General features: G+C 66.9%; 13 protein-coding genes and 1 pseudogene. 4 read left to right on the top strand and 10 right to left on the bottom strand.

The features are described 5' to 3' along the window. Positions 1–139: 139 nt before the first annotated feature. Complete coding sequence (locus ACWF99_RS06755; RefSeq protein ID WP_452535202.1) at positions 140–1,390, bottom strand: YhgE/Pip domain-containing protein; 1,251 nt, start codon at positions 1,388–1,390, stop codon at positions 140–142. Between the two features lie 92 nt (positions 1,391–1,482). Beyond that, a complete protein-coding gene (locus ACWF99_RS06750) occupies positions 1,483–1,761 on the bottom strand; it encodes a hypothetical protein (protein WP_378656958.1) in 279 nt (92 codons plus the stop codon). Positions 1,762–1,915: 154 nt separating this feature from the next. Here ACWF99_RS06750 and ACWF99_RS06745 point away from each other — a divergent pair, with 154 nt between their 5' ends. Beyond that, positions 1,916–2,827 carry a hypothetical protein gene (locus ACWF99_RS06745; RefSeq protein WP_452535200.1) on the top strand — a complete coding sequence of 304 codons (912 nt, stop codon included), beginning with the start codon at positions 1,916–1,918 and terminating at the stop codon, positions 2,825–2,827. A gap of 7 nt (positions 2,828–2,834) precedes the next feature. On the opposite strand, the gene ACWF99_RS06740 is transcribed toward ACWF99_RS06745, so the two are convergent. The 6 genes and pseudogenes from ACWF99_RS06740 to ACWF99_RS06715 form a co-directional block, all read right to left on the bottom strand. Continuing rightward, entirely contained in the window at positions 2,835–4,505 is a 1,671-nt protein-coding gene (locus tag ACWF99_RS06740) for a DUF885 domain-containing protein (RefSeq protein ID WP_452535198.1), read from the bottom strand. Positions 4,506–4,594: 89 nt separating this feature from the next. After that, a complete protein-coding gene (locus ACWF99_RS06735) occupies positions 4,595–5,263 on the bottom strand; it encodes a DNA alkylation repair protein (protein WP_378630237.1) in 669 nt (222 codons plus the stop codon). A gap of 34 nt (positions 5,264–5,297) precedes the next feature. Then, positions 5,298–5,939, bottom strand: a complete 642-nt coding sequence (locus ACWF99_RS06730; RefSeq protein WP_378656947.1) for a class I SAM-dependent methyltransferase — start codon at positions 5,937–5,939, stop codon at positions 5,298–5,300. A gap of 136 nt (positions 5,940–6,075) precedes the next feature. Further along, on the bottom strand, positions 6,076–6,717 hold the full coding sequence (locus ACWF99_RS06725) for a hypothetical protein (RefSeq protein ID WP_452535196.1): 642 nt from the start codon (positions 6,715–6,717) through the stop codon (positions 6,076–6,078). A gap of 171 nt (positions 6,718–6,888) precedes the next feature. Further along, the gene (locus ACWF99_RS06720) at positions 6,889–7,422 is read right to left on the bottom strand and encodes a hypothetical protein (RefSeq protein ID WP_452535194.1); all 534 of its coding nucleotides are present in this window, start codon (positions 7,420–7,422) and stop codon (positions 6,889–6,891) included. A gap of 298 nt (positions 7,423–7,720) precedes the next feature. Next, positions 7,721–7,972: pseudogene (locus tag ACWF99_RS06715) on the bottom strand (hypothetical protein); the annotation flags it as partial. An 81-nt stretch (positions 7,973–8,053) separates the two neighbouring features. Here ACWF99_RS06715 and ACWF99_RS06710 point away from each other — a divergent pair. Together ACWF99_RS06710 and ACWF99_RS06705 are read left to right on the top strand one after the other, a co-directional pair. Continuing rightward, on the top strand, positions 8,054–8,869 hold the full coding sequence (locus ACWF99_RS06710) for an NAD(P)H-binding protein (RefSeq protein ID WP_452535192.1): 816 nt from the start codon (positions 8,054–8,056) through the stop codon (positions 8,867–8,869). Positions 8,870–9,743: 874 nt separating this feature from the next. After that, the gene (locus ACWF99_RS06705; RefSeq protein ID WP_378630246.1) at positions 9,744–10,556 is read left to right on the top strand and encodes a DUF4129 domain-containing protein; all 813 of its coding nucleotides are present in this window, start codon (positions 9,744–9,746) and stop codon (positions 10,554–10,556) included. Positions 10,557–10,564: 8 nt separating this feature from the next. On the opposite strand, the gene ACWF99_RS06700 is transcribed toward ACWF99_RS06705, so the two are convergent. Then, complete coding sequence (locus ACWF99_RS06700; protein ID WP_452535190.1) at positions 10,565–11,212, bottom strand: TetR/AcrR family transcriptional regulator; 648 nt, start codon at positions 11,210–11,212, stop codon at positions 10,565–10,567. 148 nt (positions 11,213–11,360) lie between these two features. On the opposite strand from ACWF99_RS06700, the gene ACWF99_RS06695 reads away from it, so the two are divergent. Next, positions 11,361–12,749 carry an ABC1 kinase family protein gene (locus ACWF99_RS06695; protein WP_452535188.1) on the top strand — a complete coding sequence of 463 codons (1,389 nt, stop codon included), beginning with the start codon at positions 11,361–11,363 and terminating at the stop codon, positions 12,747–12,749. Here ACWF99_RS06695 and ACWF99_RS06690 read toward each other — a convergent pair. Next, the gene (locus ACWF99_RS06690) at positions 12,733–13,416 is read right to left on the bottom strand and encodes a cutinase family protein (RefSeq protein ID WP_452535185.1); all 684 of its coding nucleotides are present in this window, start codon (positions 13,414–13,416) and stop codon (positions 12,733–12,735) included. The two genes, ACWF99_RS06695 and ACWF99_RS06690, sit on opposite strands and share 17 nt — an antisense overlap. Positions 13,417–13,567 lie beyond the last annotated feature (151 nt).

Genomic DNA, 13,567 nt, shown 5'->3' with positions numbered 1-13,567 from the left:
CGAATGGGGCTGGTCGTGGGACTTGTGTGAATCGCAACATAGCCACATCGGAGGTCGTAGTCGCCGGTCCCATGGAATGGCCTGGTGGGATCACGACGACCTCACAGCCGGGGTTGTGCGGACTCACAAGCCCGTGGGGTCACCTGTTCGCCGCACGGTTGCGGTGCAGTCCGACGCGGTCATAGACCGACGTGCTCACCGCACCGAGGACCAGCCCGACCGCCAGGCCCAGCGCGGTCATCCAGAAGCCCCTCGCGAGCCCGGATCCCAGATCGGCGTCGAAGTACAGGATCGCGCGGACCGCCGTGTACACCTGATGCAGCGGTTCGAACGAGGCCAGCACGCCGAAGTAACGTGGTGTGGCCTCGATCGGCACCGAACCGGCCGAGGACGGCAGCCCGAGAATGACGAACACGATCAGGTTCACCAGCAGCCCCGCCGAGCCGAGCGCGGCGAGCACCGACAGGCCGGTGACACCGACGGCGATTATCGCGAACGTGCTGTAGAGGAACAGCGGAAGGGGCTGTGCGACAGGCATCTCCAGCATGCGCGCGACGACGAGCAGTACCGCCGCCACAAGATGTGCCGCGACGATGAGCACGCCCCATTTGAGCAGCAGTGTGCGCCATCGGGAGATCCGCGCGGGCCGCACGTGCGGTGACCACGGCCCGTACTCGGTCGGCACGAATCCCAGTGCGCCGTCGACCATCGTGTGCACGATCATCGCGCCGAGCGTGCCAGCGAGCAGCAGGACGAGCGCGTAGAAGAACGCGCCGAGCCCGGCGCCGCTGCCGTCGGGCAGCGGATGGAACTCGGTGTGGATCACCTGGACCGGGTTGCGCAGCGTCACCGCGGTCGCACCCGGCAGTGCGTAGTCAGGACCGAGTGTCCCGGTCACGGTATCGAGTAGCTGCTCACCGATCCGTGTGTTCACCTCGGTCAATGCCCGGTCGCTGAATCGCTGCACGATCGCCGAGGCGAACGCGCCGGTGCGTGGATTGGTCCGCACGGTGATCGTGGGACGTTCGATCTCGCCGGGAATCACGCTCCCCGTGCCGAGATTGCCGAGTCGTTTGGTGAAGTCGCCCGCGATGATGATCGCGCCGTAGAGTTCGCCGCTGCGTAGCTGTCTTTCGGCCTGGGCAATTCCCAGTACGCGCAGGTCGATCTTGTCCGCGGGTACACCGTCGCGCAATGCGGTGGTGATCTCGTTGCCGATATCGCGCCATTGCGGTGGCGAACCCAGCGTATCGCCCACATCCTGGTCGACCAGCGCGATCGGGAAGTCGTGCAGATTCTTCTCGGGGTCGACGATGTAGCCGAGATACATCGTGGCCATCAGCGCACTGAGCAAGGTCAGGACGATCGTCGGTAACAGCCAGATACGCACCGCCGCACGCTAACAGCGGCCGAGGCCGCGCGGCGGTGCGTTGGAATCTGTCCAATGCCGGTGATCGAGCGTTGGCGCCGGTCCGAAAAAGCTCACACGCCGGGTAGCGGTTTCGCGTCGGCCGGCACATTCATGAATGCCGAAATCACGTGATCGCTGAGGTAGAGCCTTAATCCTGAACGCCACTCCGCGGGGATACCCGCCGGGACCATGTCGAGTGCGTCTTCGACCTCTTCCCATATTCGGGGAAAGGGGATTCCGTTGCGCGAGCAGGATTCGACGGCGACCATCAGCTGTTGCGTCAGGCAATCCATGTGGACGGTCGGTGTCACAGTGAATGCCGTGTCGAGTAGCAGCTCGAGATCGTCCATTGTTTGCCCCTTACCGGTTTCGCACCCCTGCTGTGCGCTCAACGTAGGGGACCGATTCACGGTGTGGGAAATCGTGCGGGGGTTACTGGTGGTTCAGATATCTTTCGGCTGCCGACTTGTGATCCGCACCGACCGGCCGGTGTAGGTTCGACCGATGACCTCCACGGCCCTGTACTACGGCACTCGCTGGGACGAGCAGGGTCGATGGTTCTACGAGCTGCTCGGCGACGACGGGACCACCGAGCTGCTGCCCGGAGTCGGCACGCGGCTGGCGTTCCGCATCACCGATTCGGCACGATTCTGCTTGGGCTACAACGGGTTCGGGGCAGGACGTCGCGGGCGAGTCGCCTGTCCTCGTCGCGCACGGGTCGACACCGGGCGCCAGTGCGAGCAGTGCCGGGTCACCGAGGGGTGGTCGGTGGTGCACAGCCACCGGGGTCCGCTCGCGGCATTGCCCGAACAGGTCCGCGACTACATGTCGCAGCCACACCACCTCTACATCGCGTATTTCGGGGACGGGATGACCAAGGTCGGTACGGCCTCGGCGTCGCGGCGCAATCGCCGTCTCTTCGAACAGGGTGCGCTGGTCGCCCGGTTCATCACCGATTCCCCGGATGGACTGCACGTTCGGGATCTGGAGCGGACGGTGACCGAGCGAGCCGGGATCGGGCAGGCGGTCGCCGGGGTCACCAAGACCCGCATCCTCACGAAACCGCTGCGCCCCTGGGCGGTACTGGAATCCGCGGTCGCCGAAGCGGCCGAGCACGCCGCGGGCACGCTGCCCGCCGACATCACGCGCACCGATATCGCCTGGTCGGGCGGGCGGGACTTCTACGCCACGATCCAGGCCAACGGCCGATTCCCGGTCGCCACCGAAATCGCCGGTGAGCCGGGCGAATACGTCCTCGACGCGGTGACCGCGCACGGCCACACCATCGCCTGCCGGGACCCCGCGGGCGCGAGCGAACTCGTGTTGGTCAACGACACGCGCCTCGTCGGTCGCCGCATCGAACTCGACTCCACGATCACGGCGACGCCGGAACCAGCGCAGACCAGCCTGTTCTGAAGTCCGCTCACTCCATGGCGGCGAGTTGTGCCCGCATCGTGTCCAGTCCCATGCCGCCCAATCGCAAAGCGCGGGTGTGGAATCGCCGCATGTCGAACGACGCTCCAGCGCGCGCCCGGGCTTCTTCGCGGGCCGCCAGCCAGAGGCGTTCACCGATCTTGTAGGCGGGTGCCTGTCCGGGCCAGCCCAGGTAGCGGTCGATCTCGTCGCGAGCGGTGGCTTCGTCCTCGAGGGTCCGCGTCAGCAGGAACTCCAGGCCGAGATCGGGAGTCCACCGCTCGCCCTCGTGGAAGTCGGCGCCGGCCGGAATCTCCCATTCGAGGTGCATCCCGATGTCCACGACCACGCGGGCGGCGCGGAACAGCTGCTGGGAGAGCATGCCGAACAGGTGGCCGTCGTCGTCGAGGTAGCCGAGTTCCTGCATGAGGCGTTCGGCATAGAGCGCCCACCCCTCGCCGTGCCCAGAGGTGAACGACATCAACCGCTGGTAGGTGTTCAGCGAATCCGCCTCGTACACCGCGGTCGCGATCTGGAGATGATGGCCCGGCACGCCCTCGTGATAGACCGTGCTGACCTCGCGCCAGGTCGTGAAATCCTCTTTGTCCGGCTCCACCGACCAGGTCATGCGTCCGGGTCGGCTGAAATCGGCGGTCGGGCCGATGTAATACGCACCGACGACTCCGCCCGGCGGCGCGATGGTGCATTCCAATCGCATGAGCTCGTCGGGGATCTCGAAGTGCTCCTCGCGCAACGATGCCAGGGCTTCGTCGGACATCTGCTGTAGCCACGCCCGGAGTCCGGCCCGCCCGCGCACCCGGTATTTCGGGTCTGCGTCGAGCACTGCCGCGGTCTCGGTGAGGGAGGCACCCGGTGCGATCCGGGCGGCAACGGCGATCATCTCGGCCTCGAGCCGGGCGAACTCCGCCCAGCCCCAGTCGTAGGCTTCCCGCAGGTCGAGGTTCGCGCTGGTGAAATAGCGTGACCAGAGGCGGTAGGTCTGCTCGCCGACGGCATCCTTGGCGGGCGCGCTCGCCATGAGGTCGGCGCGCAGGAACTCGGCGAGAGCGGCGTAGGCCTGCTCGGCAGCCTGCGCGCCCTGCCGCAGCCGCGCCAGCGGCGCACCCTCGACAGCTTCCGCGGCGGCGACAAAAGTGGTGAAGAACCCGGTGTTCGCGCCGGAACCCGCCCAGGTGTCCGCCTGCTCGGCGACCTTGATGATCTGGCGCAGCGCACTGACCTGCCCGCGCTCCGCCGCGACCAGCAGCGAGGCCCGCAGGCCTGCCAGCGCCTCGGGCACCCCCGCGAGACGCTCGGCGATCACCGCCCAGTCCTCGGCAGTCTCGGCGGCCATCACGTCGAACACCATCCGAATGTTCTGGACCGGACTCTCGATCACATTGAGCGCGGCGAGAGGGAGCCCGGCGTCATGGATCTCCACGTCGAGCCCGACCCGTTCGGTGAACACAGCTTTCGCCACCCGTTCGCCGTCATCGGCCGGTTGTGCGTCGAGCATGGCGTGCAACGCGTTTCGCGCTATCCGCGCCCGAATTTCGTGCCCGGCGGGCGAATAGTCGGTCAGGCGATCGTCGTGTCCCGCGATGCCGAACATGGTCGCCGTGACCGGATCAGCGGCCGCGTAGTCCTCGACGAATCGATCACAGATCTCATCCACACCCATGCGGACACGCTAACGGCCATCGGCCGCCCGCGGACGACCTACGATCGCGAGCACGGCCACCGCGGTGTGAGCACGCCGCACAGGAACCGCTAGGCGCTCTGCCGACGCACGATTTCGGCGATCCAGGTGGGCGCGAACGGGGAGGTGCAGCCAGGGGGAGTGGGGTAGTCCTTCAAGACCTCGAGGCGTTCGCCGATGTCGAGGGCGCGGGCGCGGTGTTCGGGGTGGTCGATACCGATCTGGGCGAGGCAGTGGTTCATCGCCCACTGCAGGCGATCGGGTGCGGTTTTCATCTGCGCTTCGATGAGGTCGAGCAGACCGGTGAGGTCGAGGCCCTCGGGCTTCTTCTCGACTCGTTCGGTGGTCAGTGCCCAGCCCGCGCTCGCGACCACCGGGTCCGGGTCGTCGAACCAGCCGACACGCAGTTCCTCGGCGTGCGGGTTCTTCTTCACGACATAGTTGACCAGCCAGTCGTGGACCTTGGGTGTGCGCGCCTGGCGGATCATCGCGTCCAGTTCGTCACGCTCGAACATCTTCGGGCGGCAGATCAGCAGGGCGAGGAGTTTCGCCGCGGTGTCGTCGGTGTCCCAGAGCTGCCGGGCAAGCACCGGTTGTGTCTTCAGGCGTTTGGCGAGCGCGCGCAGCTTGGTGAGGTTGACGCCGTGATCGTCGCCGTGCTTCTCGTTCACCGCGCGCATCTTCGGGTCGTCGAGGGCGGTCAGTTCGGCCAGCACCTCGTCCACCGTCGTTTCGGACACCTGCGCCTCCTGGTCTAGTGCTCCTCGGAGACCATCATGCGTCGGGCCGTGTCGAGGTGCCAGGACCGGGGGTTCGGGAGAACACCGCGACCAGGAAGTCGGAGTCGTCGGTGAAGGGCCGAAGATCCCAGGTCGACAGCAGCAGGTCGACGGTGAGCCCGGCGTTTCCGGCGTCGGTCAGGAACTCGGCGAACTCGTAGCCGCGGTCCGCACCGAACCCGATGATCGCCCGCCCGCCCGGCGCGAGATGCCCGGCGAAACCCGCCAGCACCGCCGACCGGGTGGACGGGGCCAGGAACGTCATCACATTGCCCGCGCACACGATGGCGTCGAAGTCGGCGACGGGCAGGTCCAGCTCGGCGAGGTCGCCGACCAGCCAGGTCGGACCGGGATGGTCCGCGCGTGCCGCGTCGATCAGTACCGGGTCGACGTCGACGCCCACCACCGTGTGCCCCACATCGTGCAGGTATCCACCGGTCCGCCCCGGCCCGCACCCCGCGTCGAGCACCCGGCTGCCACGTCCGAGCATCGCGTCGACCAACCGCGCCTCACCCACGATGTCGGTCCCCTGCGTGGCGAGCGCCCGGAACCGCTCCACATACCGGCTCGAATGCGCCGGATCCGCGGCGACGATGTCTTCCCAGCCACTGCGTGTGCGCTCGTTCGACGCGTTCATGATCGCTCCCTCGATTCGGCCGCTATACCAACCTTGCCGACCTTAGCCGCGCTGGTGAGAAGTCCGAGCCAGCTGATCGGACGAGCGTCCGGCTGCGAACTGCCGCGAAGGTATCTGCCCTGCGCCGGAGCGTTGTCTAGATCGATGGAGGCATCGCGGGCCTGAATCCGCTTGCCGGTGGTCGCTGGGAGCGGCTGCGGCGGATGAGGGTGACGATCAGAATGGCGATGCCGAGCACAATGGCGGTGACCGCGATCGCCACCGCGAGCAGGATCGGGCCTGCGAGGGCGGAGCCGAGGTCTTGGCCGACGGCCAGGGTGATGCCGGGGCCGCCGTCGGTTTCGAGGGTGTAGACGCCGTCTCGGTCCGCGTGGAAGGTGAACTCGGCGGTTCCCTCGTGGCCACTCAGCTGATACGACTGCTCACCACTGAGGGCCTCGGTCGGCACGACTTGCCCCGTGGGGTCGGTCAATCGGGCTCGCACTGCTTCCGGCGGCTCGATCGTGGCCGCACCCGGATACTCGAAGTAGACGGTGTAATCGCCTGTCGCGAGGTTCAGATCGCCGGAACCAGGGACCGTGACGCGCTGGTATCGGTCGACGCTGTCCGACATGCGGAAGAATCCGATGGCGCCGACACCGATGGCGCCGAGAATTCCGCCCACGATCACCAGTACCGCCGCCACGATCCACCCACCCGACGACTGCTGCGGCCGCGTGGGGAGTTGGTGAAATGTCCGGCCCTGATGAGCGGTCGGATAGCGTGCGGGGTCGGACACAGCGGAGCCTCCTGAGCGCCGCGCGGTCTCACGGCTTCGCTGCTCAACTTATCTTGTCCCACAGACAGTTTCGTAGAACACTCGTGTGTCCTCCGGGCGCCACCCTATGGTGGCGACCCGGGCGACGATCCGAGTGGTGGCCGCGCGAGGCCGGCCACCACTCGGGACCCGTTACGGCGTCGAGTAGCCGATGAGGGCGCCGATGCCCGCACCGATCGGGATGGTGACCAGCGCGCCTACTCCGCCGAGGAAGAAGCCGAGCACAGCGCCGATGCCGGCGCCGATGAGCGCGCCGATGCCCGCGTTGTGCTGCTTGCGGGCCTCGGTGTCGGCGGCCGCGTCGACGAACTCGGCCATGTTGGCGGTGACGACGGCCGGTGCGGCGGTGGGGGTCAGCGTCGCTGACCTGCCGTCGGCGGAGATGCCCGCGACCAGGTCGAAGTCGCCTGCTCCGGTGATGATGCGGGTCGGCACGGCCGCGACCACGTTGCCCTCCCTGTTCGTGAGCGTGACCGCACCGCCGACGACCCGGAACGTGCCGTCCGGGGCGGACACCGTGAGCCCGGAGCCATCGGTCAGCGGACTCGCGGTGAACGCCACGCCGCTGTCGACGCCCTGCACGATCGGAGCCGCGGCTGATGGTGCGGCCTGCGCGGTGGTGGTCGCCGCGAGGCCGACAGCACCTGCCGCGAGAACGGCGATCACGCCGAGTCGTTGTGCGCCCGAAGTTGTTCGAGACGAGAAATGCATCCTGCCCCTCCAGTCTGCCCGCCAGATCCGGCGGAACATCCTCTGCCGGACCGGATCTCGGTCCGAGGACATTTTCGCATCGACGGCGATTCCGTGGAACCCACCAGCGGTGATACCGGAAAAACATCATCACTTCGACATAAATGGTGAATTACATTGCCACACCATAGATATCGGTACGGTTACCGGAAATATTCCGGCACTACGGGACGCCAGACGGTTCCGAACAGGCACCACAGGTCGTGCACGACCACAACACCTCGGGATCGATGGCGTACACGGCAACGAGATTCGACCCGCTGAACAGGGAGAGGCGCTCGAGTCGGCGGGGGTGGTTGCGCTGTCGGATGGTGATCAGCACCAGGATTCCGATCACTGTGGCGAGACCGAGTATTTCCTCCAGCAGGTGGTAGCCGATGATCGGCCAGCCGAACTTCGGGTCGAAGGTCTGTCCGCAGGACTCGAAGTAGAACACCATGCCGAGCAGGAACCCGACCATCACGAGCCGCCCGAAATTGCCATGTGCGCCGCTCGGATTTCGTTGGCAGGATCGTGTGGTCCAACGAACAGAGACGGAGGGAAACCGATGACAATCCTGGTTACCGGGGCGACGGCCAATATCGGGCGCATGGTCGTGGACCAGCTGATCGCGCGCGGTGCGACCGACATTCGCGCGCTGACCATCAACCCCACCAAGGCGGCGCTGCCCGCAGGCGTTCAGGTGGCGCGGGGGCATCTGGGACGACCGGCCGGGTTGCCCGCGGCATTCGAGGGCGTCGACCGGATGTATCTCGCACCTTCGCCGGACAATGTCACCGAGGTCCTCGAGCTGGCGCGGGCAGCCGGGGTGCGGCATGTCGTTGACCTGTCGGGTGAGCCCGAAAGCTGGTGGGGCAGTGTGTGTAACGCCGTCGAGGGCAGCGGGTTGGACTGGACTCATCTGTGGCCCGCCGACTTCATGGAGAACACCCTGACGTGGTCTCAGCAGATCCGTGACACCGGTGCTGTTCATGAGCCGCACCCCGGCACCGCCAGTGCGCCCATCGCCATGAACGACATCGCCGCCGTAGCCGCGACCGCTCTGCTGGAGGACGGTCACCTCGGCCGCGCGCACTCCCTCGCGGGCCCGCAGATCCTCACTCGCGCGGACCTGGTCGCGCACCTCGCCGATGCCCTCGACCGCGAGATCACCTTTCGCACCTCCACCCGCGAGGAGACCATCACCGCGCTGCGACCCACCATGGGCGACAACACCGCCTGGTACGTCGACAACGTCCTGCTGGACTTCGCCCCGCCGCCGGAATCCCTGCCCACCACCAGTGTCGAGGACATCACCGGCCACCCCGCCACCACGTTCGATCGCTGGGCGCACGCGAACGCTGCCCGGTTTCTCGCCGACTGACACACGCACGCGGCCGCGGCCATCGTGGAAACCGGACACGGAAACGATGCGGAGGCGGCGGACGGGGTGCACACTGGTCGGGTATCCGATTGCAGCGCTTGGTTTTCCGGGAGGGGGTCCGGTGAGCACTGTCCTTCTCGCCGTACACGACGCTGTGGGTCCCGTGCTCGCGCAGGCTCCGACGCCCGAGCCGCCGCCAGGATCCGCGAAGTATGTGCAACTCGTGCGCTACTTGTCGTGGCTCGCGCTCCTGCTGGTCCCGGTGCTCGTGATCATCGTTGTCATCGTGATCGTGCGGGTGACGCGGTCGCGCCGCACCGAGCCGAGCCAGCACCCGCGCCCGACACCGCCACCGGTCGTGGCCCCTCCTGCCGTGGCCCCTGCGCCGAGCTCGGCGACGCCTCCGTCGCCGACACCGCGCCCGCTTCGAGGTGGCTGGCGTCGGATTGCCGATCCGTCGAGCCCCGATCGATCGAGTGCGGTCCCAGACCTTCCGCTCCCGGGGGCGCAAGGCTGGCCTCCACCGGATCCGACGGTATGGGGACGCCCCGAGCAGCGATGACCACACCGGAATATTCATTGCCTCGGGGTAGGAAATGTTGTCGGAGACAAGGAATCCGGGGGCCTCGAGGGAGTTCGACCAAATCTTGTTCGGTCGGTTCCTGATTGCCGGGCGAAATGCCACTATGTGGGCATTTCGGGTGGCTTCCAGGGGTTCGGCGGTAGGGCTGTGGGAAAAATATTGGCGCCAATAGGTCGTCTGGTCGCGGCGGTCGTTTTGATTGTCGCGGCGATTATCGCGCTGCACGGGCGTTTACCTGGGACCGTTGTTCCCAGTGAAACCGGTGGGACTTCGCCGGTCGCTGTCGCGTTGATGCCGGTATTGCTGCTGGTATCGGTGGTGATCTTGCTCGCGGGCGTCATTGTCAGTCAGCATCGGCTGCCGTTGGCGATGCCCGCGGTCGAGCACGGTCTCCGGGTTCGTCTGTCGTTCACGCGGTTCGCGGTGCTGGCCCCGATCGCGCTCAGTACCGTGGCGCTGACGTTCGCGGTCGGCATCACCATGCTGTTCGTCTTGCCCGGCGCACGGCGTCAGCCGACACCGGTCGCCTCGGTGACACCGGCGGAAGCGGGACAGCCCGGTGCGCCCGCCGCTGTCGATGTGCAGGTGGTCGATTCGGCGGTCGACTCGTCGCGTCTGAGCGGAATGGCGTTGCTGGGAGCCGCGGGCCTGGCGATCGTGCTGATCGGCATCGCGGTGGCCGGTCTCGTCGGCGTCGCCGTCGCCGGCCGGGCGCCGCTGGTGGACAGCGTGGAACTGACCGAGGAAGAGGTCTCGAACACAGTCGACTCGCTGACCAGGGCCGCCGAGATGGGACTGGCCGCGATGAACGCGCCAGGTCAGGATCCGCGGACGGCGGTGATCGCCTGCTATGTGGCCATGGAGGCCGGGCTGGCCGCGGATCGGGCTGCGGCGCCGTTGATCTCGGATACGCCGAGGGAAGTGCTGGAGCGGGCTTTCGACAGCGGCGTGCTGCACGACGACGGCGCACACGAACTGGTCGCGCTGTTCGAGGAAGCCAGGTTCAGTCCGCACGCCATGCTGGGCTGGCAGCGTATCCGTGCCGAACAGCTGCTGCGCCTGGTTCTCGCCGATCTCCAGTCCCGCGACGAGGTGCCGGTGTGAGCCCAGTGCTAGTCGCGGCCCCGCATCTCGCCGTGCAGCCAGGTGCCGATCATCCGCGCGGTCATGGCGATGGCGGCGGCGCGGTCGCCGTCGGCCACGTCGTCGGCCGAAGCGCGCACGACCGCGGCGAATCCGGTGTTGACCAGAACCCAGGACATCATGTCGTTGTCACGGTCGTCGCCGGGCCCGACGAACTGGATCACGATGAGCTTTACCAGCATTCGCAGACGCGGCTCGAATTCGGGTAGCCCGCTGCTGTAGAACTGCACACTGCCGACGAGCGCGCGAACCAGATCCGACTTCGCGATCAGTACTTCGGCGAAGACATCGAGTATCTCGGACGCGACGGCGACATAGTCGTCGCTGCTCTTGGGCGACGTCGTCACGGGCAGGCTGAATACCCGCTGGGTGAACTCCTGCTCGACATCGGCGATGAGCCGATCGAGGAGTTCGTCGACGAGAAACGACCGCTCCGGAAAGTATCGGTACAGCGTTCCGATACTGACGTGCGCCTGCGCCGCGATGACATTGGTGGAGGTGTTGTCGATTCCCCGCTGCCCGAACAGTTCGGCGGCGGTGTCGAGAATGTGCTCCCGGGTCGCCTTCGCCCGCTCCTGCTTCGGCCGGATCCGCCGGTCGACGGGTTTCGGTGGCATCGGTATTCCTTTCGGCGAGTCGGTGCTACCCGCTTGTTGTCGATCACAGCGGCAATAGTGAATTCGCACAGATCGGGGCCGGGCGCACTGTGGAGATCCGGGCGGCTGTCGACAATTCGCCTATCGACCACACTCGCAGGAGGCCACGATGGCAGACCGGCAGATACCGACAGGCCGGCTCGTGCGCGGAGCGCGGCTGGGACGGTTGGCGGCCGGTCAGGCGGCGCGCGGCGCGGGCACCAAACTGGCCATGCTGGGGCGCACCGAGCAGGCACGTCGAGTGCTGGCCGAGCGATCTACGCTGCAGGCCGCTCAACAGGTCGTCACCGTGCTCGGCGGGATGAAGGGCGCGGCGATGAAGCTGGGACAGATGGCATCGGTCCTGGACCTGGACCTGATCCCGGCGGACTATCGCGAGATGTTCCGCACGAAGCTGGCCACACTGCTCGACAGTGCGCCGACGGTGCCGTTCGCGGAGATGATGGCGGTGTTGGAGCACGATCTCGGCCGGGCCGGTCGAGTGTTCGCCGATATCGACCCGGTCCCCGTCGCCGCGGCATCGATCGGTCAGGTCTATCGCGCGCGACTGCACGACGGCCGGGACGTGGCGGTCAAGGTGAAGTACCCCGGCGTGGACCGTGCGGTGCAGGCGGATATGCGCAATCTGCAGTTCTTCAGCCTGCTGTGGAAGTCTTTTCTTCCGTCGGCAGGAGACCACGATGTGCTCGAGGAAATAGCCCGGAACATCACCGCGGAACTGGACTATCGGCAAGAGGCACGCAACCAGCACCGGGTCGCTTCGCGCTATCGTGGGCATCCGTACATCACCGTCCCGGACAGCATCGGCGAATTCTGTACCGACAACGTACTGGTGACCGAATTCTTCGACGGCAGACCATTTCAGACCATTCGCGGACTTCCCGCGGCGCAGCGAAATCACGTCGGCGAGCTGGTGTACCGGTTCTATATCACCGCGATGTTCACCGACGGTGAGTACTGCGCCGACCCCCACCCGGGCAATGTGCTGGTCGCCGATGACGGGCGCGTCGGCTTCGTCGATTTCGGGCTGTACGACACGATCGAACGCGAGCATCTCGAGCTGGAACGACAGGTGCTGTGCGCGGCCGAACAGTACCGGGCCGACGAGGTCTACCGGCTGTGGGCCGAGCGCGGGATCGTCGAGCCCGGATCCCGGGTGCGGGCGCAGGACTGCCTGGAATACGTGTGGTCGGCCGCGGGCTGGCACCTGCTCGACGAGGAGATCACGGTGACTCCCGAGCTGGCCACCGGTGCCGTCGTCCTCGCACTCGATCCGCGTTCCGCGGACCACCGCGGCGTGCGGCATCTGCTGCTGCCGCCGGAACACGTATTCTCCCGCCGCGCCGACCTTTTCACGCTGACCGCGCTCGGCCGGATCGAGGCGACCCACAACTGGCATCGCCTCGCCCGGGAGTGGCTGCACCACGAGGCCCCGACCACCGACATCGGTCGCGCGATCGAGGAGTGGCGCCACGCCGAGCTCAGATCCGAGCGGTGACGAAATCGGCTGCGGCGTCGGCATGGCGGGCGTAGCGCGTGTGCACGTTCCAGTCGGTGCCGTCCGGGTCGCAGACGGGGTCGTTGTCGTTGCAGACATCGAAGGTGCGTTCGGTGTAGGGGCCGGTGACTTCCTTGCCGATACCGCGAATCGGGTTGCCGAACAACAGGATCGCGGCGATCCGCCCGTCGAGCTGCGCCGGCAGCGTGGCGACGATCGGACCGCCGACCTTGGCGCCCTCGCTGCTGATGCCGATCGCGTTGTCCACCACGTTCGCTCCCTGCGAGTACCCGACCAGCACGAAGCGCTGGTTCGGGCAGGCGGCGGCCTGCCGCACCACATGGTCGACCAGGTCTCGATTGCCCTTCTGCACCGAGGCCGGCTGCTCGAGGCTCGCCGGGTACTCGACCCGGTACGCGTCGACGGTGCCGGACGCCGCGTCGTCGATCGCGGCGTACACCGGATTGCCGACGACGGTGCCGAGATGGAACTTGCTCCACATGCCGCCTGGCTCGTTGGTGCCGCGAGCCGAAACTAGGTGGACGTCGGCACAGGCCGGTGCCGCTGTCGCCGTTCCCGTGCCGAGTGCGGTCATCGTGCCGGTCGCGACTGCGGCGGCGATGACGAGAGCCACCATCGCTGTTCGGCGAGGTCGTGGAGTTGTCATGGGCGAAGGGTAGATAGCGGGAGCCACTTTTCGCCGCTCGGCGGTTCGGTATTGAGTCGGCTCATCAAGGGTTGTGCTCGGACGTGCGTTTCCCGCACAAAAAGGCGTCCGAGTGCGAGTCGAATTCCCGGCGTGGTCCTAGGTTGGGCCG

The sequence above is a fragment of the Nocardia sp. NPDC055002 genome (genome assembly GCF_053608825.1).
The sequence above is the reverse complement of the archived record's forward strand: the minus strand, read 5'-3'. Positions and strand labels throughout refer to the sequence as shown.